The sequence below is a fragment of the Alteromonas gracilis genome, assembly GCF_036870955.2.
Taxonomy (GTDB): domain Bacteria; phylum Pseudomonadota; class Gammaproteobacteria; order Enterobacterales; family Alteromonadaceae; genus Alteromonas; species Alteromonas gracilis_A.
The window spans coordinates 1,939,348-1,963,778 of sequence record NZ_CP145482.2; the positions used below are offsets into that span (position 1 = coordinate 1,939,348).

General features: G+C 43.8%; 15 protein-coding genes and 6 pseudogenes. 11 read left to right on the forward strand and 10 right to left on the reverse strand.

All coding sequences use genetic code 11. From position 1 onward, the window contains the following. Position 1 precedes the first annotated feature (1 nt). The gene (locus tag V6N89_RS09430) at positions 2-895 is read right to left on the reverse strand and encodes a CvfB family protein (protein ID WP_346993692.1); all 894 of its coding nucleotides are present in this window, start codon (positions 893-895) and stop codon (positions 2-4) included. 65 nt (positions 896-960) lie between these two features. Between V6N89_RS09430 and V6N89_RS09435 the strand changes: the two genes are divergently transcribed. The 4 genes from V6N89_RS09435 to V6N89_RS09450 are packed head-to-tail and all read left to right on the forward strand — an operon-like array spanning position 961 to position 4,279. Next, a complete protein-coding gene (locus tag V6N89_RS09435; RefSeq protein WP_346993693.1) occupies positions 961-1,686 on the forward strand; it encodes a 5-oxoprolinase subunit PxpA in 726 nt (241 codons plus the stop codon). Positions 1,687-1,744: 58 nt separating this feature from the next. Further along, complete coding sequence (locus V6N89_RS09440) at positions 1,745-2,476, forward strand: 5-oxoprolinase subunit B family protein (RefSeq protein WP_338517325.1); 732 nt, start codon at positions 1,745-1,747, stop codon at positions 2,474-2,476. Continuing rightward, positions 2,466-3,416, forward strand: coding sequence for a biotin-dependent carboxyltransferase family protein (locus tag V6N89_RS09445; RefSeq protein ID WP_338517326.1), 951 nt, complete (start codon positions 2,466-2,468; stop codon positions 3,414-3,416). The genes V6N89_RS09440 and V6N89_RS09445 overlap by 11 nt, the downstream gene beginning before the upstream one ends. After that, positions 3,413-4,279 (forward strand): D-amino acid aminotransferase, encoded by an 867-nt coding sequence (locus V6N89_RS09450; RefSeq protein ID WP_338517327.1) that lies wholly within the window; start codon positions 3,413-3,415, stop codon positions 4,277-4,279. The genes V6N89_RS09445 and V6N89_RS09450 overlap by 4 nt, the downstream gene beginning before the upstream one ends. A 52-nt stretch (positions 4,280-4,331) precedes the next feature. Here V6N89_RS09450 and fur read toward each other — a convergent pair whose 3' ends face one another. Further along, entirely contained in the window at positions 4,332-4,760 is a 429-nt protein-coding gene (fur, locus tag V6N89_RS09455) for a ferric iron uptake transcriptional regulator (RefSeq protein WP_338517328.1), read from the reverse strand. A gap of 465 nt (positions 4,761-5,225) precedes the next feature. Between fur and V6N89_RS09460 the strand changes: the two genes are divergently transcribed. Beyond that, positions 5,226-7,079: a methyl-accepting chemotaxis protein gene (locus V6N89_RS09460; RefSeq protein WP_338517329.1), complete on the forward strand. Its 1,854-nt coding sequence runs from the start codon at positions 5,226-5,228 to the stop codon at positions 7,077-7,079. Positions 7,080-7,149: 70 nt separating this feature from the next. On the opposite strand, the gene fldA is transcribed toward V6N89_RS09460, so the two are convergent. The 5 genes and pseudogenes from fldA to V6N89_RS09485 form a co-directional block, all read right to left on the reverse strand. After that, positions 7,150-7,674, reverse strand: a complete 525-nt coding sequence (fldA, locus tag V6N89_RS09465) for a flavodoxin FldA (protein WP_338517330.1) — start codon at positions 7,672-7,674, stop codon at positions 7,150-7,152. A gap of 26 nt (positions 7,675-7,700) precedes the next feature. Beyond that, positions 7,701-7,919, reverse strand: coding sequence for a DUF2788 domain-containing protein (locus tag V6N89_RS09470; RefSeq protein WP_159624996.1), 219 nt, complete (start codon positions 7,917-7,919; stop codon positions 7,701-7,703). A gap of 117 nt (positions 7,920-8,036) precedes the next feature. Beyond that, positions 8,037-8,813 carry an alpha/beta fold hydrolase gene (locus V6N89_RS09475; RefSeq protein ID WP_338517331.1) on the reverse strand — a complete coding sequence of 259 codons (777 nt, stop codon included), beginning with the start codon at positions 8,811-8,813 and terminating at the stop codon, positions 8,037-8,039. 86 nt (positions 8,814-8,899) lie between these two features. Next, positions 8,900-9,298: an H-NS family nucleoid-associated regulatory protein gene (locus tag V6N89_RS09480; RefSeq protein ID WP_338517332.1), complete on the reverse strand. Its 399-nt coding sequence runs from the start codon at positions 9,296-9,298 to the stop codon at positions 8,900-8,902. A 120-nt stretch (positions 9,299-9,418) separates the two neighbouring features. Next, positions 9,419-11,068 (reverse strand): annotated as a pseudogene (locus tag V6N89_RS09485) (electron transfer flavoprotein-ubiquinone oxidoreductase). A 371-nt stretch (positions 11,069-11,439) separates the two neighbouring features. Between V6N89_RS09485 and V6N89_RS09490 the strand changes: the two are divergent. After that, positions 11,440-12,194 (forward strand): annotated as a pseudogene (locus V6N89_RS09490) (electron transfer flavoprotein subunit beta/FixA family protein). Beyond that, a complete protein-coding gene (locus tag V6N89_RS09495) occupies positions 12,191-13,117 on the forward strand; it encodes an electron transfer flavoprotein subunit alpha/FixB family protein (RefSeq protein WP_338517333.1) in 927 nt (308 codons plus the stop codon). Before V6N89_RS09490 ends, V6N89_RS09495 begins: the two are co-directional and overlap by 4 nt. 138 nt (positions 13,118-13,255) lie before the next feature. Here the strand turns inward: V6N89_RS09495 and V6N89_RS09500 are convergent, their stop codons facing one another. After that, a complete protein-coding gene (locus tag V6N89_RS09500) occupies positions 13,256-13,528 on the reverse strand; it encodes an isoamylase early set domain-containing protein (RefSeq protein WP_346993694.1) in 273 nt (90 codons plus the stop codon). Between the two features lie 497 nt (positions 13,529-14,025). Between V6N89_RS09500 and V6N89_RS09505 the strand changes: the two are divergent. The 3 genes and pseudogenes from V6N89_RS09505 to V6N89_RS09515 all read left to right on the forward strand — a co-directional run bounded on the left by V6N89_RS09505 (position 14,026) and on the right by V6N89_RS09515 (position 18,908). Beyond that, positions 14,026-15,257, forward strand: a pseudogene (locus V6N89_RS09505) (efflux RND transporter periplasmic adaptor subunit). A 2-nt stretch (positions 15,258-15,259) separates the two neighbouring features. Next, positions 15,260-18,415 (forward strand): annotated as a pseudogene (locus V6N89_RS09510) (efflux RND transporter permease subunit). 136 nt (positions 18,416-18,551) lie between these two features. Next, positions 18,552-18,908, forward strand: a complete 357-nt coding sequence (locus tag V6N89_RS09515; RefSeq protein ID WP_338517334.1) for a hypothetical protein — start codon at positions 18,552-18,554, stop codon at positions 18,906-18,908. 73 nt (positions 18,909-18,981) lie between these two features. On the opposite strand, the gene V6N89_RS09520 is transcribed toward V6N89_RS09515, so the two are convergent. Then, positions 18,982-21,258: a TonB-dependent receptor gene (locus tag V6N89_RS09520; RefSeq protein ID WP_346993695.1), complete on the reverse strand. Its 2,277-nt coding sequence runs from the start codon at positions 21,256-21,258 to the stop codon at positions 18,982-18,984. A gap of 223 nt (positions 21,259-21,481) precedes the next feature. After that, positions 21,482-22,473: pseudogene (locus V6N89_RS09525) on the reverse strand (GlxA family transcriptional regulator). A 137-nt stretch (positions 22,474-22,610) separates the two neighbouring features. Here V6N89_RS09525 and V6N89_RS09530 point away from each other — a divergent pair. After that, positions 22,611-24,415: pseudogene (locus tag V6N89_RS09530) on the forward strand (acyl-CoA dehydrogenase). Positions 24,416-24,431 lie beyond the last annotated feature (16 nt).

Below are 24,431 nucleotides of genomic sequence, written 5' to 3' on the forward strand. Positions count from 1 at the left end.
CCTACTTTTCTGTCTTGTTTAAACGGATTGCATCTGGGCTTAACGTGATTTTTTTCTGTTTGTACAACGCACCCAGTGCTTTTTTATACGCAGCTTTACTTACGTTAAAGTGCGAGTATATAGCCTCTGGTGCACTTTTATCTGTAAGCGTAGAAATACCACCATGCGCAACCAAATCATCTAAAATGGCTTGTTGAAGTGCATCGCGACCACCTTTATCTACGCGCTGAAGTGCCACGTCCACTTTACCGTCATCGCGTATAGTCTTAATTACGCCCTCTGTCGCTTGACCCACTTTTAAAGGCTTGAATGCATCACTGTGAAAAATAAGGCCAAGGCTTTTTTCATTGATGACGACCTTAAAGCCAAGATCGGTTTTCGCATAAACTAAGCATGATACAGTGTCACCTTCATTAAGGTAGGCGCTACTTTCTTTAAGGAAGTAATGCAGCTTAGTTGCACCCAAAATACGCTGTGTTTTGTCATCGTAAAATGTATGAACTACATAGTACATGCCTAAGCGTTTACTCAGCTGAGCTTGGTAATCGTTTGGCACCAAGAGGTCGTTGTCTAGGCCCCAATCAAAAAAGGCACCAAAATTAGTCGCAGAAACCGCCTTTAGTACTTTGGTTTCGCCTACTTGTATTTTGGGTGTTTGCAACGTGGCATAAAGGTCACCTCGCTGATCGCTGCCCACAAACACTTCAACCTCTTGGCCTTCTTTTAACTCGCTGTTTACCTCTTCAAGCGCAAGCGTCACGGTAAGCTGTTCATCTTGATCAGCGTCGTATATGTTGTCTTGAGCAGGTGAGTCCTGTGGGATAGGCGCTAACGCATAGCCGAAGGGATACTGAGCAACTACGCGTAATGTATTAATTTTTCCAATATTTATCATTAGAACTGACTTTTTAAAAAGAACAGGTAACATGATACTGGATTGAGGGTAAGAGCTAAACCATTATGAAGTTAAATTGCGATTTAGGTGAAAGTTTCGGCGCATGGTCCATGCCTGTTGAACAAGACATCATGAAGTATATTGATCAGGCCAATATAGCGTGTGGTTTCCACGCTGGCGACCCACTTGTGATGAAAGCGTCACTTACGCTTGCTGTCTCGCATTGCGTGTCGGTTGGTGCCCATCCTTCTTATCCCGATTTACAAGGGTTCGGCCGCAGAAGCATGGTAGTTCCGGCTGACGAACTCATTGCTATGATTCAATATCAAATAAGCGCACTACAGGGTATGGCACAGCTATGCGGTACGTGTGTCACCTACGTAAAGCCGCATGGTGCACTTTATAATGACATGATGAAAAGCTCCGAAATACGGAAAGCTGTAATGGCTTATGTCGCAGAATTGGGTAAGGGTGATCTCGCGCTTATGGTTCAAGCCACTAATCACAATGACGCGCTGCGTCGTGAGGCGAGCACTTTTGATCTTCCAATATTATTCGAGGCGTTTTCAGACAGACGTTATACAGATGAAGGTCTGCTGACGCCTCGCGGTATAACAGATGCCGTGCTTAACCAACAACAAGCTCTTGAACAAGCTGAACAAATGATAAGTCAAAAAACGGTAACAACATTATCAGGTAAGGTTCTACCCATTGACGCTGACAGTTTGTGTGTGCATGGCGACACGGCCGATGCAGTAGATATCGCCCGTAAAATAAGGGCGATGCTGTAAGTATCACAACAATTCAATAACTTCGCCTCATTAAAAACACAATTTTCAAGGAAAGTACATGCAATCGTTTGGCGACATTAGGTTAATTACGCCAGTAGGTGCTGACGCTGTAATTCTATATTTCAACGGCGAATCGCTTGACGACGCCAATGCGCATTGCCAAAGGTGGTTGACGTTAATAAAGCAAGAGCTTAACGCCCAAAACGGCGGGCAAACATGGCTTAAAGAGTGTGTACCGTCTTACGACAGTTTAATGCTTGTATTTGATTTCGAAAAAATAGATACGCATGGTGTTTATGCTCACCTGGTGTCGCTTGCAAAAAATGCCCAAGCAATTGAAGCACAAGCTGCACATCAGTGCGGCGATGACATAAAAACAATTCCAGTGTGGTACGGCGCACCTAATGCAAGTGATTTTAGCGTCATTACAAAAAGAACATCGTTGAGCATTGATGAGATTATCCACTTACATACAAGCTCTATTTTTAAAGTGTATGCAGTTGGATTTGCGCCGGGTTTTGCCTATATGGGAGAAGTGCCAGAGGCGCTGGCTTGCCCGCGACTTACAACGCCGCGTAAACACGTCCCTAAGGGGGCGGTGGCGATTGCAGATAGGCAAACCGCGGTGTATCCAAGTGTTTCGCCAGGTGGTTGGAACCTTCTTGGATTATCGCCGATTGATATGGTGCGGCACATGGAGAATAAGAGCGAATCACTGCTGAAAGCAGGAGACCGCGTGCAGTTTGTTTCAATTACAGAAGAAGAGTATAACGCGTATCATGAAGGTTGAGATACTTGATAACGGTCTGTTTAGCATTGTCGTCGACAGTGGCAGAATAGGGCGACAGCAGGACGGATTCTGTCAGTCAGGTCCAATGGATGAAGACGCATATTCGTGGGCGAACTTCATGGCTTACAACCCTGATAATACCCCCTGTATCGAAGCAATTGGCAGCGTCACGCTGAACGTTTCCTCTGCCTGTGTAATCGCCGTCACAGGTAGAACAGTATTTCTTAAGGTCAATGAAAAGCATAAAGCGCCGTATCAAAGCGTTTTCGTAGAGTCGGGTGATAAGATACAATTTGGCAGCGAAAGCTTTGGCAGTAAGGCGTACTTGGCCATAGGCGGCGCCTGGCACGTAAGTCATTGTGTTGACAGTGCATGTACCGTTCAAAGAGAGAGTTTGGGGGGATTAGCCGGAGATGGCTCTCCAATAAAAAAAGCCCAGCAAATTGAAATACATGAGTTTTTGCCATCGCAAGAGAAGCGAAGAAAGTTAAGACGTTTAGACTCACATCATAGACCTGATTATGACCTTGGGTCTCCAATTCGAGTTGTGCCAGGATATCAGTATGACCATTTTAGCCATGTTGCGCAGCGCATCTTGGTTAGCAGTCAGTACAAGGTAACCTCGTCTATCGATAGAATGGGATATCGTCTAAGTGGGCCTGAAATAGCATGCAAGATTCAAAACATGCGGTCAGAAGCAATACACGTCGGCGCCATTCAAGTTCCGCCCGACGGGCAACCGATAGTGATGATGAGAGATCGCCAAACATTAGGCGGCTATCCAAAAGTAGGATGCATCAACCCTCTTGATGTTAATCGACTGGCGCAAGCGGTCCCTGGCGAAGAAATACATTTTAGTTACCAAGATCACGAAGCGGCGAGGGCCGACAATTTACTAGCGCTTTCCCGTCGGCGCCAATTACAAGGAGAAATGTTGTGACAATCGCGTTTTTAAATGGTGAATTTTTACCTTTATCAGAAGCGAAAATATCGCCGATGGACAGAGGTTTTTTGTTTGGAGACGGTATCTACGAAGTGATACCCACTTATAACGGTAGTCCCGTAGGTTTTAATGGTCACATGTCGCGCTTAAGCAATGGTTTAAACGCGGTTGAAATCACCAACCCTTTCGATGCGCCAATGTGGAATGACATCCTTTCTCAATTGGTTGAAAAAAATAGGCAAGCGATACCCAGCGGCAATATCGGTGTCTATTTTCACGTAAGTAGAGGAACCGACGTGAAACGCTTCCATGCTTACCCTAAGGATATTGCGCCAACTGTTTTTGGGTTTGCGTTTGAAATAGCGCCGCCGCAACCTACGGATAAATCGCAAGCTAAACCATTGAAAGTTGCGTTGCAGCAAGATAAACGTTGGCAGCGCTGCCATATAAAATCGACATCATTGCTGGGTAATGTAATGCATTTTCAAGCGGGCGTAGATGCAGGTGTCAATGAAACTATTCTGTTTAACAATGACGGAATGATTACCGAAGCGAGCTCATGCAATGTGTTCATCGTTAAAGAGGGCGCTATATTAACATCTCCCTTGAACCATGAATTGTTGCCAGGCGTGACGCGCGCCATAGCAATCGAAGCATTTAAACAAGCGGGTCTTGTTGTAACAGAAGCGTGGTTCAGTAAGGACGAACTATTGAATGCAGACGAAGTGTGGTTAACATCTTCAAGTAAAGAAGTCGCTCCAGTTATTGAAGTTGATGGTAAACCAATAGGCGATGGTAAGGTGGGTGATGTATGGCTTAAAGCGATACATGCCTATCATGCACACAAGTTTAATGCGTAAATAAAAAAAGGCCCGCTAGTGCGGGCCTATTCATAACACATGTTGATGTGTTCTATTCTGGTGTATTGTCGCAATTATCGTCGGTACACTCGCCATACAGATACAAGCTGTGATGCGTAAGCTTCATTTTATGTTGCTTGGCAATCATCTCTTGGCGTTCTTCGATTATCTCATCTTCAAATTCGATAACCTTGCCACATTTAAGGCATACAAGATGGTCGTGATGGTCTTTGTGGCTTATTTCGAATACCGACTTTCCACCTTCGAAGTGGTGGCGGTTTAGAATGCCTGCATCATCAAATTGGTTAAGCACGCGATAAACCGTTGCCAAACCAATTTCTTCACCCTGCTCGATAAGGATTTTATAAACATCCTCAGCACTGATGTGTTGGTTTTCTGGCTCTTGCAGAATTTGTAAAATTTTAAGGCGAGGCAGAGTGACTTTTAGCCCTGCTTTTTTCAATTCTTTATTTTGATCCATTACAACCTACTAAGAACGAGTAAAATCTAATTTGGGGTTATTATAGGTAACTTGAAGCAATTTAAAAGAAAAAGTATGGAAACTTTGGCTTACCGAGTAAATTTCAAGCACGCGAAAAAAATATCAAAAAAGAGGGGGCGCTGTAAGCCCCGTCATATCTGGCCTGACCAGATTGTAAGTGCTAGATAAACCTAACAAATATGCAAAATAAATTAAACTTTTGGTGAATTGAATTAACATCCTGTTAAACTAAACTTTAATAAGGACAGTGTGTCTAAATTTTTAGCATGTTTTTTCGTTGGACGTACCCATGCAATTAACAATAATAAATAAAATAACCCTCGGCTTCGGCCTGTTTGGATGCCTACTTTTATTAACAAGTATTCTCTCTTATTTTGGTCTGAGTGGTATTAAAGACTCCGCCCTCGATGTTGTTGAACAAAAAATGCTTAGGTGCAAACCAGCATGGTTAAGGTCAAAACTGAAATTCTTTCGCTGTCGGTAATCACGGCGAATGGGTATCACGTAGAAACAGCGACTGAGCTGCAACAAAACAAGTCAACATTCGATAATTTATCTGACACTTTCTCAAAAGACTTAGCCACGCTTAAGTCGTTAATGCCTAGCAATGCGATGGCGAGCAACGCTATTGAAGTAAGTACAAGTTATGTCAATAACAGTAACGCAATGTATGGCGCTATTGAAAAGCGCATGCAAATAGAAAAGGCGTTATCAGCGAAACTGGAGAGTGTCTTGATGGTGGCCGATGAAGCCAGCGCACTCATGCTCGACTTGTCTTACCTAGATTCGAACGACCCAAGCATTGAAACACTTATTGGCGCAGGTACGGCAATTGATAACAAACTTCTCACTATGAATGACTCGTTCATTGAGCTTGCGGAGTCGGGGAGTGCTGAACAAAGCGCCAATATTATTGAAGACCTTAAGTATCAGCTAAGCAACTTACAGGTGGATAAAGACTATGTAAATCGGCTCGCGTCGACCGTCGACGACGGTGGCACGGTGGCCGCGTTCAACGAACAGTTCGATATGTTGATTGATGCGGTAAATGGCACAGAAGGACTGATTGCACTGCAGCAAGACAAACTTGCGCAAATCGACAATGCAGCACAGGCTCAAAAACGCGCAAGCGAGTCCTTAACTAGTGCACTAGCAGATATCAATGCCCTATTTGCTGAAGTGCAAAAGCAGTCGCTAGACGGACAAAATGCTATTTTGGAGTCGGTACAGGCCAACTTAGTACGAAATATTGTGGTTGCGGTAGTAGGAATGATTGCCGCAATAGCGTTAGCCGTTATTGTCACCCGCAGTATTTCAAAACCGCTTGGTCGTATTAATAAAGGTTTATCGCTGTTAAGGCGAGGCGACTTAAGCACTAAACTTTCAGAGGAAGGTAATGACGAGTTTTCTGCATTGTCTGCAAAAGTAAACAGTTTAACTGATAGCTTACGCGAACTTGTTGGCAATATTTTAGCGCAAGAGAAGCGGCTGATTGAAATAACCAAAGAAAGCGTTGAACTGGGCGACAAGAGCCTTGCCGAGGTTGATAAACAGCGTGAGCAAGTCAATGTAACATCGACCAACACACAAAACGTACAAGATAAAAGCCGTAGCAACCTTGAGCAAATTAATGAAGCAATGCATGCGTTGCGTGATATTACTCAGCAGAGTAATGAAATTGGACACTTGGTACAACGCAACCGCCAGCAGGTAGAAGGTCAGGCTAAGCAGGCAGATAATTCGGCGTTGATCATAGGACGACTTGACGAAAACTCTCGAAACATTGGCAGTATATTAGACGTGATAAAAACAATTGCTGAGCAAACCAATTTACTTGCGTTAAATGCCGCTATCGAAGCTGCGCGTGCTGGTGAACAGGGAAGGGGCTTTGCAGTGGTGGCTGATGAAGTACGAACATTGGCGAATCGTACCCATGATTCAACCGAAGAGATTGAGCAGATGATTGGGAATTTGCAAAAGGATGCTGCCGAGGCTGTTAAAGCAATCAAATCTGGCCGTGAGCAAGCGCAAGAGGGCGTACAGATTACTCAGCAAGTGTCAGAGCAAGTTGAGAGCGTGAGGGAAATTATAGAGCGCTTAAGCACTATAAACGAACATATCGTAGCAGATACTCAGCAACAGGATGTGTTGCTTGGCGATGTCGCAGAGAGCTTAAACAAAATTGTGGCGCTAGCGGATTCCAGCGCCCAAAGCACGCGTCAGTCCAATGAATCAACCATGTTACTTGATGCGCAAACTGATAGTTTACGAAAAGCCGTTGAGCGGTTTCAGTTGTAGCTAAGTAATGCAGTAGCTAAAAATAAAAAAACCGCTTAATTAAGCGGTTTTTTTGTATAGAGAAGATTTACTAAGCCAGTTCGGCAAGGCAAAGTTCGTCATTAATTTGCTTACACCATGCTTTAACACGAGAGTCTGTTAATTCAGGCTGACGGTCTTCATCGATGCCAAGACCAACAAAGTGATTGTCATCGGCCATGCCTTTAGACGCTTCGAAGTCATAGCCTTCAGTAGACCATTGTCCTACCAAAATAGCGCCTTTTGCTTCAACGATGTCACGGACCATGCCCATTGCATCAAGGAAGTACTCTGCGTAGTCTTCTTGGTCACCGCATCCAAAGATAGCGACTAACTTGTCTGTGAAGTCGATTTGCTCAAGCTCAGGGAAAAAGTCATCCCAGTCGCATTGTGCTTCACCGTAATACCAAGTGGGAATACCAAAAATTAATAAATCAAACTCAGCGATGTCTTCTTTACTGCTCTTGGCAATGTCTTTAACATCAATTAGCTGTTTACCCAGTTCCTTCTGGATCATTTTCGCAACATGTTCGGTATTACCCGTGTCACTTCCGAAAAATAGGCCAACACTTGCCATATATAACCTCTATTAACCGTTACAAATTAAACGCCTGAGCTAAGCCAGAACCATTCAATGATACCCTTCGCAAGAAAGCCTAATGCACCTAAACCAAGTACGCCATAGGTTACCACCCGTCCAATAAGTGGAACGTCATTCTTACGTAATACATCGTGAACTGCGAAACCCATCAATAAAAACAAGATGAATAAGCCGCCGTACAACATAATGGACTCAATGAGTTCGTAGTTTTCTGCAAGCATAGTTTTGTTACTAAAAAAATCTGGCGCAACTATATCACACCTTGAACGTGTGTCAGAGAACAAAACGTTCAAAATAATGTAATAGTTGTTGCAATAAGCACAGTACTGATCTTCGGTTTAGCGCTTAAGCAACGTTCGCTCCACCACGGTATTAAAAGCCGCGGGTTTCTCTGCATGCAGCCAATGACCTGTGCCATCAATGATGTGTGCTTTTGCATTAGGGAAATACTGTGCAATAGCATCGCGATGTTGCGCTGTTATGTAATCAGATAATGCCCCTTTGATAAACAAGGTTACACCGTCAAACTGTTGATTGGTTTGTTCCCAATCAATAATACGATGATAACTGTCATATAACCCTTTGACATTAAAGCGCCACGCCCATTTACCATTCTCATTTTGGTAGAGACTCTTTAGAAGAAACTGTCTTACGCCGGGCTCTTTTACAAACTGGGACATGGCATTTTCAGCCTCTTTTCTACTATTGATAGTATCGAGAGGTACGGCATTTAAGCCATCAAATACTGATTGGTGGCTGTGCTCATAAGAGACAGGTGCTATGTCAGCGACAATAAGGTGAGACACCGCATCGGCATGGTTGAGTGCCAATTTCATTGCGACTTTTCCACCTAATGAATGACCCAGTACAGCGGCTGCTTTAGTGGGAAGCGACGTGATTACCGCATAAACGGCTTCTGATGCTGCGGTAATATCAAAGCCGTCAGTCCACGGAGATTCACCGTGGTCGGGTAAATCGATGCTAACAACATTGAATTCCGATTCAAAATGACGTTTTATGCCCGCCAAATTATCTGCATTACCAAATAGTCCGTGAATTAACACTAACCAAGGTGCCGAGTCATCTTTTTGGGAAATTTTATAATTTAAATTCACAATGTACCTGTAATGTACGTAACGTAAATAAAATAAGGTCTGTGACAACAGACCTTATTTTATAATTAGTCCAAACCCGTTTGTTTTTAATTAATCGAGAACGCGTCCAACGATTTTCCGCTGTCTAGCGCGGCTTTGTAAACTCGAGGCATACGACCAATTCCTGTCCACGGGTGCTCAATACCTTTTTCATCTACCAATCGATATTTAACAGGTCGTTTTTTTGCTGGCTTTTTACTCACTTGAGTAGAAAGTGCTTTTAAGTCGTCAACGTTTAAACCCGCTTCTTCCATTTGTTTTTGGATAGCGGCCAGCTTGTCACGTTTTTCTTGCTCAGCCTTTTCAGCTTCTAATTGCTTTTCTTTTTTCTTTTCAATTATGCCGCTCAGTTTTTCTTGAATTGATTCAAGTTCATCAATGCTTAATTCCTTAACTGCACCTTGTAAACGTCTTCCATGGGTTAAAATATCTAGAAACTCGTTCATTAATTAACCTTTTACGTTGTACTTTTATTTGGTCGAATAATAATTAAAGTTAGCATAAAAAAAAGCGAGCCACGCTCGCTTTTAAAAATAATAAGATTAATTACACGACAGAGTCATTAATTACATATTCGGATAATTCGGGCCACCTGCGCCTTCTGGCACAACCCATCGAATATTTTGGCTAGGGTCTTTGATGTCGCACGTTTTGCAGTGAACACAGTTCTGAGCGTTAATTTGGAAACGCTTTTCACCTTCTTCTTCAATAACCTCATATACGCCTGCAGGGCAGTAGCGTTGCGCTGGTTCAGCAAACTTAGGCAAATTGACTTGAAGTGGAATGCTCGGGTCTTTCAGTTGAAGGTGACAAGGCTGATCTTCTTCATGGTTGGTATTTGATAAAAATACAGACGAAAGTTTATCAAAACTTAGTACGCCATCAGGTTTGGGATATGAAATTTCTTTCGCGTCCTTTGCCTCTTTAAGTTGTGCATAGTCGTTATGCTCATCTTTCATGGTGAAGAACAAATTACCGTTGAAGAAGTTTTGCTCAAGCGTATTAAATGCGCCACCCCAGAAATTACCTAGTTTATGAATGGCAGGACCAAAATTACGAGAGCGGAATAACTCGTCATATAACCAAGACGATTTAAATTTCTCTGTAAAGCTGGTTAGTTCTTTAATAGGTGATTCCGTATTGTCACTGATGGCTTCAAAAATACTCTCCGCTGCCAACATGCCCGATTTCATCGCTGTATGGTTACCCTTAATCTTAGCAAAATTAAGCGTTCCAGCGTCACAGCCGACTAATAAGCCACCTGGGAAAGTCATTTTAGGCAAAGAGTTAAACCCACCTTTTGCAATAGCTCTTGCGCCGTATGAGACGCGCTTACCGCCTTCTAGATACTGCTTAAAGACAGGGTGATGTTTCAGGCGTTGGAATTCGTCAAATGGGCTCAAATAGGGATTGTCGTAGTTCAAATCGACAATTAAGCCCACAAACACTTGGTTATCTTCTGCGTGATACAAGTAGCTGCCACCAGTTGCATCGTCAAGCGGCCAGCTAAGCACTGTGAACAACTAATCCTGGTTGGTGTTTGGCAGGATCGATATCCCAAATCTCTTTAAAGCCGATAGCATAATGTTGAGGCGAGCTCTCTTTGTCTAATTCGAAGTGTGAAATTAGCTCTTTACCTAGATGTCCGCGGCAACCTTCGGCAAACACGGTGTATTTAGCACGAAGTTCCATGCCTGGCATGTAGCCGTCTTTAGGTTCGCCGTTTTCACCTACACCCATATCACCAGTTAATACTCCGCCAACGCTTCCGTCGTCGTTATAGATAACTTCAGACGCTGCAAAGCCTGGGAATACTTCTACGCCAAGCTGCTCAGCTTGTTCCGCTAACCACCGTGTAACATTCCCCATAGACACAATATAGTTGCCGTCATTGTGCATGGTTTTTGGGGTGATACCGTTTGGAAGCTTTTTCGCACCCGTTTCGTCTTTCAGAAGATAAATGTGGTCTTCAGTAACAGGTGTATTAAGCGGTGCGCCTTTTTCTTTCCAGTCAGGGAATAACTCATTTAACGCGCGAGGCTCAAAGACAGCGCCAGACAAGATATGTGCACCTACTTCGGAGCCTTTCTCGACCACGCAAACCATGAGTTCTTGGTCTTTTTCGTTAGCAAGCTGCATTAGCTTGCAAGCAGTTGATAATCCAGCTGGTAAGCACCGACGATGACTACGTCAAACTCCATCGATTCTCGTTCCACGGGAGGCTCCTTATGTTCGTATTTTTATAGTGCACTATTGATGAAACAAATAATGCGATGTGTCAAAAACATGTAAATTAATTATTGCTCTGAAAGGTAATGCAGGTTGACGTTTACGTCAACAGTAAGTACATTGCAGAGCAGTTTACGTTAACGTTAACTGGCGATGCATTATATATGCACGCGAACGTGGTGTTAATGGCGTTTTAGAGCTAGCCTTTATAACACGTACGCTCCACGGTTCCTTTTTTAACGTAGAGTACATTGTTAAAGTTTCAAAAAGCGTGGTGAAGTAAAACGTTTTTAATTTTTAATAGTTAATTATTAGTAAAACGTAATAGACACCGACGAACTCAACAATTGAGGTAAATATGAAAATACTCGTACCTAGGTCAAACGCGCGATCGACTACAACGTTAAGGTAAGAGTGAAGGCCGACGAATCAGGCGTAGATCTTACTAACGCGAAAATGGCCATTAACCCTTTTTGTGAAATAGCGGTTGAAGAAGCCGTTCGCCTTAAAGAAAAAGGCGTTGCCACTGAAATCGTTGTCGTTTCAATTGGTGATAAGAGCTGCCAAGAACAAATTCGCACAGCACTAGCCCTAGGTGCTGATCGTGGTATTCAAATTGATACCGACCAAAACCTTGATTCACTTCAAGTGGCAAAGCTTCTATCAAAAGTGGTTGAAGAAGAGCAACCTCAGCTGGTTATTCTTGGTAAACAGAGCATTGACTCTGATAACAACCAAACAGGACAAATGCTTGCGGCGCTTACCGGTATGCCGCAGGGTACTTTCGCATCAGAAGTGGTCGTTGACGGCGAAAAAGTTAATGTAACTCGTGAAATCGATGGCGGTCTTCAGACGGTGGCATTGTCACTACCAGCTGTTGTGACGACTGACTTGCGCTTGAACGAACCTCGTTACGCGTCGCTGCCAAATATCATGAAGGCGAAGCGCAAGCCGCTTGATGTTAAAGCTGCTGCTGATTTTGGCGTAGCGCTTGAGTCAAACGTTAAAGTACTAAAAGTAACGCCTCCACCACAGCGTGAGGGTGGTATTAAGGTAGCAGACGTTGCTGAGCTAGTAGACAAGTTAAAGAATGAAGCAAAGGTGATCTCATGAGCGTACTCGTATATGCAGAACACGATAATGCAAGCTTAAAAACTGAAACGCACAAGCTTGTTAACGCAGCACAAAAAATGGGTGGCGACATCCATGTACTCGTTGCTGGTGAAGGTTGCCAAGCAGTTGCTGAAGCCGCGGCGCAAATTGAAGGCGTAGCAAAAGTTATCGTTGCGGATAATGCTGCTTATAAACACCAGTTGGCCGAAAATACTGCTGACTTAGTGGTAGAACTTGCCAGCGATTACAACCATGTTGTTGCAGCGGCAACAACGACAGGTAAAAACTTCATGCCTCGCGTAGCGGCATTGTTAGATGTTGCACAAATTTCTGACATCATCGGTGTAGAAAGCGATGACACGTTTGTGCGCCCTATCTACGCAGGTAACGCAATTGCAACAGTTCAATCGTCTGATGCGAAGAAAGTGATCACCGTTCGCGCAGCGTCATTTGACGCCGCAGCTACAGGTGGTAGTGCAGAAGTGACAGCCATTGACGTGGTTAAAGGCAGTGAAAAGTCTGACTTTGTATCGGCAGAGCTTACAGAATCAGAGCGTCCTGAACTTACTGCTGCAGAAGTGGTAATTTCTGGTGGCCGCGGTATGCAAAACGGCGACAACTTTAAACTACTTGAAGGTATTGCCGACAAGTTAGGCGCTGCTATCGGTGCATCGCGTGCGGCAGTTGATGCTGGTTTCGTACCTAACGATATGCAAGTAGGTCAAACAGGTAAGATTGTTGCGCCTCAGCTTTATATTGCAGTAGGTATCTCAGGCGCTATCCAGCATCTTGCGGGTATGAAAGATTCTAAAGTCATTGTAGCTATTAACAAAGACGAAGAAGCACCAATCTTCCAAGTTGCTGACTATGGTTTGGTGGGTGACTTGTTTGACGTTCTGCCTGAATTAGAAGGCACGTTGTAACATTCTCTTCAGCGCTTTTTAATAAGCCATAACGAATAGCAAAAAGGCTGCCTAGAGGCAGCCTTTTTTGTAGGGAATGAGTATTATTATTTTTCGATTAGTCTACACGCGTACAACTGAGTTATCGTCAAGACTTACTTATGAGGGAACATAGGCATCAGCTTCCCAATCGTTCTCCCATTTTTCTCCATCAAGTAAATAACGGAATTGATACTCGTGGTCTGTCTCAAGATTGACAGTAAGAGTAAATTCGCCACTTTTTAGCTTCTTCATGGTAAGCGGTTGTGCTTTCCAATCAGTAAAATCCCCACAAAGTTCTGCTTCTTTGGCATCTCGTGCGGCTTCGGCGTCTAGTCGAAACGTTACTTTGCACAAAGGTTTAGATTTAAGGTATTGTTTTTTAAGACTCATAATGTGTTTTCCCTTCAACGTAGCGAATTCTCAAATTCCAAAACTGCAACGCTTATAAACGTTTAGTAAAACAGTTTTTGGTTAACTCATAATCAATGAGTGTTTAAATAATCAGCGAAAATGTGGGATTTATCAATCTTCGTTTGTAATCTTTTGATAATTTTTTATATTAGGGCGTGTTGATTTTGGGTGTAATGTTTTGGGGTGCAACCCAGTGAAAATATCCAGTGCAAAAAGAGCAACGCAACAATGCGTATAAAAAATATTATGCATGACGACGATGTGGGTTTTTGAATTGCTTTGCTTGATTGTTTTTCAATGTAAGGCATACACATTATTTAACAAAGTTAAATGAGCGCTTCAAACCTAAAATAAGTACACTAGTGTTGATACAATAATAATTTAATTTTGCTTGGCGTGGATGTCACAATTCTATTAACAAAAAGTCATTCTTTCAGTGGCTTACCGTCCATGTTTAGTTTTCCTAGGGATAGTAAATGAAAAACTCCGTTTTGATGAAAAGTGGTCTTCCGCTTGGCATTATCATTGTGGCTTTTGTCGCTGCAGGTGTAATGATTAATTCTAAAAAGCCGCCAGAGCAGGTACCTGTGGAAGTTCCGGCTTTTTTGGTTGATGCAAAAGCGACCAATGCCGAGCCTGTTAATTTTATTGTAAATTCGCAAGGCAATGTTGTTCCGCGTAATAAAACGTCATTGAGTGCTCAGGTAAGTGGCCAAGTTATTAGTCTTTCAGACAGTTTCATTGTTTAGGTGGTACGTTTAAAAAGGGCGATGTACTAGCAACGCTAGAGCAAGATGACTACAGAACAGATTTAAAATTGGCTGAGGCCGAGTTAGCTCAGGCACAAGCTGCGTTACAAGAAGAAATTGCTCGCGGTAAAGTTGCAGAACAAGAATGGCGCTCAGTAAATAGTGTTGCGCCACCTGAGCTTGGATTGCGCAAACCTCAACTTGCCAAAGAGCAGGCTAATGTTAAAGCTGCACAAGCCAAGTTAGAACGTGCAAAACGCAACCTTGAGAGAACCAAGATTACCGCACCGTACAATGGCATTGTGGTGGAGCGCAATATCGACTTGGGTCAGTTTGTTGCCACCGGGTCGCCAATAGGTACTATTTATTCGACAGACACAGCCGAAGTGCGTCTGCCAATTACAGACAGTGATTTGATGTTTGTTAACATTGCTTACCAGTCTAGTGAGGGCGCGCCAGTATCACTAAGTGCGTCAGTAGGCGGAGCAAATCGCACGTGGGAAGGTAAATTAGTTCGTTCGGAAGGTATTCTTGATACGGGCAGCCGCGTGGTTTACGCCATTGTTGAAGTAAAAGACCCGTACAATGTTAATGGCACACATCAAGCTCCACTGCGTTTTGGTCAGTTTGTCGAAGCGCAAATCACCTCTCGTCAAAATGAATCGCTCATGGTATTACCGCGCAGCATTCTACGATTAGATAACACCATTTTGACAGTAAACGGCAATAGAGAGCTTGAAATCAAGGCGGTAGACATTGCGCGAACAACCGCAAAAGACGTGTTTATTCGCGGTGGTATTGAAGAAGGAACTCTTGTTGTCATGTCAGCCGTACCAAATCCGTACAACGGAATGAAAGTGCGTCTTCCAGGCGATGAACCTGTTTTGTCTGAAGAAGCCGAATCTGATAAAGGCGAAGACAGCGACGCCATCGATACCACAACTGCTGGTGGAGAATAATCATGAGTCGTATAGATACGCAAAGCGGCCTGATAGCCTGGTTTGCTCGCAACAATGTTGCAGCTAACTTGCTTATGTGGCTGCTCATTGTTGGGGGGCTATTTGGCGCCGCCAATATTCAAAAGCAAGTCTTTCCCAACTTTGAAATTAATGTCATTAGTGTGCGAGTCCCTTATTTAGGTGCAGCACCGCAAGAAGTTGAAGAGGGCGTACTGCTCAAAATTGAAGAAGCAGTGAAAGACCTAGAAGGTATTAAGCAGCTTAACTCAACCGCTGTCGAAGGGATGGGCACGGTGAGCATACAAGTTGAAGAAGACTATGATGTACAGTCACTTTTAGATGAAGTTAAAGTGCAAGTGGATGCTATACCACGTTTTCCTGCTGATACCGAGAAGCCGGTAGTTTATCGACAAAAAATTCAGCAAGACGTTATTTGGCTGTCCGTATATGGTGATGCTTCAGAGCGTGAACTGAAAGAATTCGCAAAAGACTTAAGAGACGATATTGCCAATTTACCTGGCATATCAAGTGTGCAAGTTGTTGGCGCTAGAGATTATGAAATATCTGTAGAACTTTCAGAAATTGATCTGCAAAAATACAACCTAACTTTTGCCGATGTGGTGGCGCGTCTTAGTCAAACCAGTATCGATTTGCCTGGCGGCTCTATCCGAACTGAAAACGGCGATATCTTATTGCGTACGAAAGGTCAGGCCTACACTGGCTGGGACTTTTCCCAAATTGTGTTGGTGACAAACGCTAACGGTACGCGTGTAACTCTAGGCGATGTAGCCTACATTAACGACGGCTTTATTGAAAACAACCAATATGCCATGTTTGATGATAAGTTGACGGTGAGCCTACGTGTCCGCGCAGTTGGCGATCAAAACGCCCTCGAAATATCAGAACAGGTTAACAATTACGTAGACACCAAGAAGTCAGAGTTTCCAGCGCATATCACGGCTGATACATGGGGAGATAGCTCATTTTATCTTGCCGATCGTCTCAATATGATGCTTGAAAACATGTTTTTTGGTGCACTATTAGTATTCTTGGTGCTTTCCTTGTTTCTAAAAATAAAGCTGGCATTTTGGGTCATCGTTGGTCTTCCTGTATGTTTCCTCGGTACACTGCTTGTCATGCCGCTAGACATGATTGGCGTATCCATCAATATGCTTAGCCTATTTGCGTTTATTCTGGTGCTGGGTATTGTTGTTGATGACGCTATTATTATGGGCGAATCGGCTTACTCGGAAATAGACAAAAAAGGCCACAGTACAGATAACGTCATTGCTGGTGTTAAAAAAGTCGCTATGCCCGCCACCTTTGGGGTATTAACAACGATAGCGGCGTTTTCACCAATGCTTATGGTGTCAGGTCCGTTTGGCATAATTTGGAAGACCATTGGCATGGTCGTTATTGTGTGCTTAGTGTTCTCATTGATTGAGTCTAAGCTTATCTTGCTTAGCTCACTTAGTGCACATGAAGCTAAAGCCTTATGACCCATCAAAAGCAAATGCATTTCAGCGCTTCAGAGACTTTTTTAGTGAAGGCATTAAGACATTTATCAGCAATAAATACGCGCCGTTTTTAGCAAAGGCTGTGCGCAATCGTTATACCACCGTAGCGGTATTTCTTGCCATGCTCATTCTTACCATTGGTATGTTTGGCGGTGGTATTGTGCGATTTGTGTTCTTCCCAAGTATTCCCAGTGACTTTATGATCGCGAGTTTTGAGTTAGAGCCCGGCTCATCAATTGAACAGCGTGATGACGTGCTCGATACACTGCGAGCGGCTATGCATCGTATGGATGATAAAGTGGCAAGCGACACTAAGCGAGAACGTGATAAAACACGCGGTAACTTATGATAATGGTAATCTTGGCGGTGAAATTTTCGCTGAGTTAACAAAGGGCGAAACGCGTACATTGACTGATTTTGAAATTCAAGAAATGTGGCGTGAAGAACTGCCTGAAATTCCTGGCGTTAAAGTACTTAATATTAGTTCACCGGGTGGCCCTGGCGGTGGTGCAGACCTCAGCTTCGAATTTAGTTCAAGCGACATCAAAGCATTGCGTGCAATTAGCAACGAACTTAGGGATGCATTGAAGAGCTACGAAGGTGTCACTGATATTAATGATACGTTCTCAGGAGGAAGCGAAGAGATTCAGCTTGCGCTTAAGCCACAGGCCGACGCGTTAGGCATTACATTACAGCAGCTAGGTCAGCAAGTGCGCTTCGGCTTTTATGGCGCGGAAGTCCAGCGTATTCAAAGGGATGACGAAGAAATAAAAGTGATGGTTCGTTACCCTAAGAATGAGCGTAGTTCGATAGAACATTTAGAGAATATGCGTATACGCGCTCCAGGCGGGCAGGAGATTCCGTTTGAACAAGTAGCGACTTTCACGGTAGGACAAGGCTTTGACTCTATTATTCGGGTTGATGGCAAACGCTCAGTCACGGTTACTCGGCGTTGTTGATAAAGCGCTAATGGATCCATCTGAAATTACCAACGAAGTGATCGAGACTGTCATGCCTGATCTTCTTGACCGTTACCCTCGTGTAGAATTCCAATTGCAAGGTAACGCGAAAGAACAAGCAGATGCCATGTTTAGTCTGTTACAAGGTCTTTTGTTTGCGTTATTTGCCATTTATACGCTGTTGGCGATTCCATTAAAATCGTACAGTCAGCCATTCATTATTATGTCTGTTATACCTTTTGGTATAGTAGGGGCTATCGTCGGCCATTTAGTATTGGACATGGCGGTAAGCGTATTGTCTATTTGCGGGATAATCGCATTGTCTGGCGTAGTGGTAAACGATAGTTTGATCATGGTCGACTTCGTAAACCGAGCAAGAAAAGAAGGTCTTTCGTTGATGGACGCGGCAATAAGTGCAGGTACTCAGCGCTTTAGAGCCATTATCTTAACGTCATTAACGACGTTTATGGGATTAATGCCTATCGTTTTCGAACGTAGCTTGCAGGCTCAAATTGTTATTCCAATGGCCATCTCTCTGGCATTTGGTATTTTGTTCGCAACAATAATTACCTTGCTGTTGGTGCCTGCACTTTATCTTATTTTGGACGATATTAAAAAAGTGTTTAAAGGCCGCAAAAACGCCCAAGTCTCAACAAAGGCGCATGCAAATACGACAAGCTAAACGCAGTTTGTTAAGCCATTCAAAAAGCCGCTCATTAGAGCGGCTTTTTTTTGTTTGCATTTTAATCAAATAAACATATACTGTATAAATATCAGTATGGTTTATTTTGAGTCTAATCTTTCGCGGGAGATATCCAATGCAAACAGGAGTAAAAGCCGTTGATCAGCTTATATCCAAGCATGGAATAATGGCTGATTTTGGTTACGATTCTTTTCAACGCAGAGCAAGGCTAACGGGCGGTGATGAGCGCGCAAACGCGTTACCTTTTTGTATGTATCAAAAAGTAGTGAGTGCACCTTTATCTCGCAGTTTTACAGTGCATCACTTTTACATGCCAGGAAATAAAGGAAAGTTGGCTAGTTTTCTATTTGATGAAAAAGGCGAGTTGATCGAGCAAGTTTATTATCAGAGAGTCGCTCGATGGGTAAAGGTATGTCGTAAGCTACATCAACTTGTGCAAAGAACGTCGACAGATATGCAGCTAGCAGCATAAAAAAAGCGGCGGTACAGAAGTACCACCGCTTTTTATGTAACTGTATAGGTAGCGTGTCTACCCAGACAATGTCTTAGAAGTAAGTGTATTTAAACTCAACACCCCAAACGCGAGGCTCGTTTACGATACCTGTTAGGTTGTTGAAGTCGATAGCACCTTTTACGTTATCTTCATCAGTAATGTTACGACCGAATAAAGCAACAGTGTAGTTGTGCGCGAAGTTTTCATAACCGATACGCAAACCACCTTCAAAGTTGTTATCAGTTGTGAATTCTACAGCTTCGTATAAGAAGATGTTAGTTTCACCCTGGAACGCCCAGTCAGTGAATACAAAGAACTCACCATCGTCACCCATAGGTACCGCATAGCGTGCCGTAAAGTTAAATATTGACTCAGGCGCTTGTGGGAATGGGTTGCCGTCGATAGATGCTACGAAACCATCTGGACGAGGATCTGTAACTGTACAGTTACCAGTAGAGCCAAACGCAGGGTTTGTTCCACAAGGTGATACAGTAAGTGTGTCGTCTTTTATTTCAGTGTGGTTGTAGCTGTAGCCTGCTGTGAACGTTAGTTCATCAGTAGCTAGCCACTGTGCATCAACTTCTAGACCGTACGCTTCACCTTTGTCAGCATTTACTAGTGCTGTAAAGTTGTTACCACCACCGATAGCAGAGAACTGCATGTCGTCAACAGTGTAGTAAAACGCAGCAGCGTTAAGACGCAGCGTATCGTCAAGAAGGTCAGACTTAATACCCACTTCAAATGAGTTAATGGTTTCTGCATCAGCAACTGACGGTGCACCTTCAAATGCAACGTCACGGCCTTGAATAGTTTGTGCACGGAAACCGTTAGCAAAACGAGCAAACAAAGACATGTCGTCAGTAACACGATAGTTTGCGCTTAGTTCAAAACTCATTTGACCATCATCAACATCGATGTCTTCATAGTCTTGAATGCTTGCCGCGCCAATAACTACTGCAAAGCCGTCTACGTTCTGGTCACCAACAACAAGGCTCTTAGAGTCATGCGTATAGCGAAGGCCACCAGTAATGTTTAACTTATCTGTTACCTGATAAGAGCTTTGACCGAATAGGGCCCATGTTTGGTTATCGTGGAAAACCGTTGTCGCACCAAAGAAGCCGTCGATACTTGTTACGTTGAATGATGCGTCATAGTAGAACGCACCAACTTGCCAGTTAACCGCGTCGCGAGTATTGCTTGATAAACGGAATTCTTGAGTGAACTGTTCAAGGTCGTTAAGACGGTCTTGAGTCACTGCAGAGAAAGGGATGAAGCCTGGACCAGACGTACCGTCAGGGCGGTTAAAGCCACCGTCGATATCACCTAGGCTAGAACCTTCAGCCGTTTCAAGGGCAGAGATTGACGTGAACGTTACGGTATCCATGTCATACTCAAGTTTTAGTGATGTACCAAAACCTTCGTACTCTTGAGGGTTGTTATCGATGCCGTCACCAGTTAGGTCGCCATCATAAAATACAGTTTCACGATCGTAGTTCGCGTTTAGATCGTTGCTGCCTTTATCGAAAATGTTCGCACGGAAGATTGATGCTGTGCCTTCTAGGTCGCGGCCATGCACATTTAATAGTGCAGAGAAGTCCGCTGATGGTTCCCATAAAAGCTGTAAACGATACGCTTTTTCATCGTATCCGCCAATAGCGTCATTCTCACCCGTGAACGCGTTATCAATGTAATCGTCACGCTCTTGTGAAAGTACAGATAAACGTGCTGACAAATCGTCAGTTAAGCCGCCGCTAATAGCGCCTTCAAGGTTCATGGTTCCAAATGAGCCAAAGCCAACCTTGCCGTAGCCTTCAACGTCTTGTGTCGGCTTAACAGTATCAAACTTAATAATACCGGCAGTGGTGTTTCGACCAAATAAGGTGCCTTGTGGACCGCGCAGTACTTCTACTTGCTGAACGTCAAATAATGGGAAGCTCTTAAGAACCACGTTTTCCATTACCACTTCGTCCATGATAATCGAAACAGGTTGAGATGCCGCTAGGTCAAAGTCAGTGTTTCCAAGACCGCGAATGTAAAAACGCGGAGCAACACGACCGTTCGAAGACTCGGCATATAGGCCAGGTACACGAACTGCTAGTGCAAGGATATCTTCACCACCAGAGAATAGGCTTTCGAATTTTTCACCGCTAAGTGTTGCGACAGAAATAGGTACTTCTTGAATTGATTGAGTACGCTTTTGCGCAGTTACGGTAATCTGTTCAAGTGAGGCTTCTTTTTTTTGTGTTGCTTCGGCCTCTTGTGCAAGAACTGATGAGCTGAACGCGGCACTAACAGCAAGCGCTAGCGAGGCGATTTTATGTGTTCTCATGTTTCCACCAAGATGATTTGTAACATTATACTTTTGTAGTGTTTTAGGCATAAAAAGAATTACTTCATGCTTGGCGTTGCATTTTACACAAACTTTGTCATAAAAACCCCATATTTGTGCACAAATTGCGTAAATTTGGCGAGACCCTTTTATTTATAAGGGATCCAGGATGCCTGTAATTTGACCAATTGCACAGCTTTGAAGCATATTGGCCGTAACCCCCTCATCCTAAACGTTTAAATTTAGTGCGGTATTGTGAAGGAGAGAGCCCTGTCATTTTCTTAAATAATCGAGTAAATGAACTCATGTCTTCGTAACCAACAGCGTTTACGATTTTTTCTAGCGGCATGTTGGTTGTTTCTAACAGTTTACGCGCTTGTTCAATGCGTAAACTTTGAAGGTACTGCCAGGCGTAGTGTCACATGCATTTTTAAACCGTCGATTCAACGTGCGCTCGGTCATATTGTGCAATTTGGCGACGTCTTCAACACACAACTTGTCGTGAAGGTGCTGCTCTAAGAACGATTGGACTGCACTTATGTCTTTATCTGAATGAAAGTGGCGTTGTCTGCTGCTGGCGTAGATAGTCTGGCTGGTTCTTGATACATCGAGTACGTGTGATTTTGCTGTGTCAGTCGCCACTTGATGGCCGCAGTAGCGCTCAATTAGCAGTATGGAAAGATCAATCCACGCCATACCACCTCCTGCACAATATATGGAGTCTTTCTCGGTCACCATTTTGTCAGGCTGTAGTTGAACATTAGGGTAATGGTGTTTGAATTTATCCGCATACCCCCAATGCGTCGTGGCGGGCTTATGGTCTAGCAGTCCCGTTTCTGCCAATAAAAACGTGCCAGTGCAGTTAGCAGCAACGTCAGCGCCCATTTTGTGCAAGCGCTTTATATGGACAAGCTGAGACTTTACATCATCAAGCGCAGCATCGATGTCGCCACCAATGGTAGGTATCAGCAAAATATCAGTTTGTGATACATCTTCAATTGCAATATTAGGTTGAAGTGTAATTTGGTTTGAACACTGAAACGCTTGTCCATGGGTACTGGCAAGTTGTACGTTAAATTTGGGGGTTGTTGGCAACTGGTGAATGCGTTGCCAACTTACACCCGCAAAAGCAAACACGTCGAGTGCGCCAGTAATGGCAGATGCGAGCGCATGATTGAACCCGAATACCGTTACTGTGTGGGGAGCTTTATTCATAAAAGTAATTTAGTTTATTTTTGAAAATAACTTTGAGTGATTCATGGCTGTTTTGACCATGATTGTGTCATTAATGACAATGATGGCACGATAACGAATATGACACAATGTGTTAACAAGTTTTCGTGGAGGACACCATGGCTGACCAACTCATTCCCCGTCGTGAAATGCAGTTTCAAATGTATGAAGTATTAGATACGGCTTCGCTTTGCGACAAAACACGTTTTGAAGAACACAATGTAGAAACTTTTAATGCGGTTATAGATATGGCTGAAAAAATGGCCGAAGAACTCTTTTTACCGCACAACGCCATTGCCGATAAAGACGAGCCTACCTTTGATGGACACAAAGTGTCGATGATAGACGAGGTAAAAGTTGCGTTTGATACGTATCGTGAGTCAGGCTTTATTGCTGGGCACTTCGATTTTGAAGACGGCGGCATGCAGTTACCCGTGACGGTAATGAATGCCTGTGCTTGGCTATTTTCTTGCAGCAAACCCGTCGACAACAGCATACCCATTTTTAACCGCTGCTGCGGCCAACGTCATCAAGCATTTTGCGTCGAATGAAATAAAAGAGGCGTTTCTTGCAAAAATGCTAACCTATGAGTTCACGGGCACAATGGCTCTCACTGAGCCACATGCTGGTTCTTCTCTTGCCGACATTCGTACGTCAGCTAAGCCGCAAGACGATGGCACGTACCGTCTCAAAGGAAGTAAAATCTATATTTCAGGCGGTGAGCATGAGTTATCAGATAATATTGTTCATCTAGTGCTCGCAAAGATCCCAGGCGGCCCAGCGGGTGTGAAGGGCATTTCGCTGTTTGCGGTTCCTAAATACAGATTGGATGATGCGGGTAACCCAGACAAGCGCAACGACGTTACGCTTGCTTAGCCTGATCCACAAAATGGGTTATCGCGGCACAACATCAACGGCGCTAACGTTTGGTGAGAACGACGACTGCCATGGCTATCTAATCGGCGAGCCACACCAAGGTTTGCGCTATATGTTTATGATGATGAACGAAGCGCGAATTGGCGTTGGTTATGGGGCGGCGATGATCGGATATCGCGGTTATCGCTATTCTCTTGAATATGCTAAAGATCGCACGCAAGGGCGCGCAGCGCCAAATCTCGCGCCTGAAGATGATCCAACCCCAATTATTAATCACGGTGATGTACGTCGAATGCTGCTTGCACAAAAAGCGTATTGCGAAGGCGGTATGTCACTTTGCCTATACGGCAGTATGTTGATTGACGAAATGGAAACAGAGGCTGACGTTGATAAGCACGCCGAGCTATCACAGCTGCTTGATTTGCTGACGCCAGTGTTCAAGGCATGGCCGTCTGAGTTCGGTCCTAAAGCCAACGATCTGGCTATTCAAATACTTGGCGGTGCAGGTTATACACGAGAATATCCGGTAGAGCAGTGCTGGCGTGATAACCGCCTTAATCCTATCCATGAGGGCACTAACGGTATACAAGCGCTCGACTTGTTAGGGCGTAAATTATGGCAACACGACGGAAAAGGTCTTCAAGTTTTGCTTGCCCGCGTTACGGCTGACATGAAGCGCGCAGAAACGCCAAGAGCACAAGCGTTGTGTGGAAAGCTTAAACCGTATTTAGATAAGCTTGGTGCGCTTATTCAGCAAGCCGCGTCTGATTTGCGCTCAGACAAACAATCTGTGTTGCTTACAAATGCGAGTTGTTTTCTAAATATCTTCTCTGCCTGTGTGGTGAGCTGGATTTGGTTGCGCCAAGCTAACGTTGCTGAACAAGCTTTAGCTAGAGGTGCAAATGAACAAGATGTTGACTTTTACGAAGGCAAACTTGCCGCGGCAGAGTACTTCCTAAGCTGGGAGTTGCCGTTAGTAAGTCGCGATATCGAAGTATTGTCTTCACAAAACGCGACATGTGATAGTGTAAAAGCCAGTTACTTTTAATCGCTATTCTACGGCT

What these genes read in the sequence shown, in the direction of transcription:
- V6N89_RS09520 (WP_346993695.1), bottom strand. Translation starts at nt 21,258, where the DNA reads ATGAGAACACATAAAATCGCCTCGCTAGCGCTTGCTGTTAGTGCCGCG.
- V6N89_RS09515 (WP_338517334.1), top strand. Translation starts at nt 18,552, where the DNA reads ATGCAAACAGGAGTAAAAGCCGTTGATCAGCTTATATCCAAGCATGGA.
- fur (WP_338517328.1), bottom strand. Translation starts at nt 4,760, where the DNA reads ATGGATCAAAATAAAGAATTGAAAAAAGCAGGGCTAAAAGTCACTCTG.
- V6N89_RS09495 (WP_338517333.1), top strand. Translation starts at nt 12,191, where the DNA reads ATGAGCGTACTCGTATATGCAGAACACGATAATGCAAGCTTAAAAACT.
- V6N89_RS09430 (WP_346993692.1), bottom strand. Translation starts at nt 895, where the DNA reads ATGATAAATATTGGAAAAATTAATACATTACGCGTAGTTGCTCAGTAT.
- V6N89_RS09480 (WP_338517332.1), bottom strand. Translation starts at nt 9,298, where the DNA reads ATGAACGAGTTTCTAGATATTTTAACCCATGGAAGACGTTTACAAGGT.
- V6N89_RS09500 (WP_346993694.1), bottom strand. Translation starts at nt 13,528, where the DNA reads ATGAGTCTTAAAAAACAATACCTTAAATCTAAACCTTTGTGCAAAGTA.
- V6N89_RS09435 (WP_346993693.1), top strand. Translation starts at nt 961, where the DNA reads ATGAAGTTAAATTGCGATTTAGGTGAAAGTTTCGGCGCATGGTCCATG.
- fldA (WP_338517330.1), bottom strand. Translation starts at nt 7,674, where the DNA reads ATGGCAAGTGTTGGCCTATTTTTCGGAAGTGACACGGGTAATACCGAA.
- V6N89_RS09440 (WP_338517325.1), top strand. Translation starts at nt 1,745, where the DNA reads ATGCAATCGTTTGGCGACATTAGGTTAATTACGCCAGTAGGTGCTGAC.
- V6N89_RS09460 (WP_338517329.1), top strand. Translation starts at nt 5,226, where the DNA reads ATGGTTAAGGTCAAAACTGAAATTCTTTCGCTGTCGGTAATCACGGCG.
- V6N89_RS09445 (WP_338517326.1), top strand. Translation starts at nt 2,466, where the DNA reads ATGAAGGTTGAGATACTTGATAACGGTCTGTTTAGCATTGTCGTCGAC.
- V6N89_RS09470 (WP_159624996.1), bottom strand. Translation starts at nt 7,919, where the DNA reads ATGCTTGCAGAAAACTACGAACTCATTGAGTCCATTATGTTGTACGGC.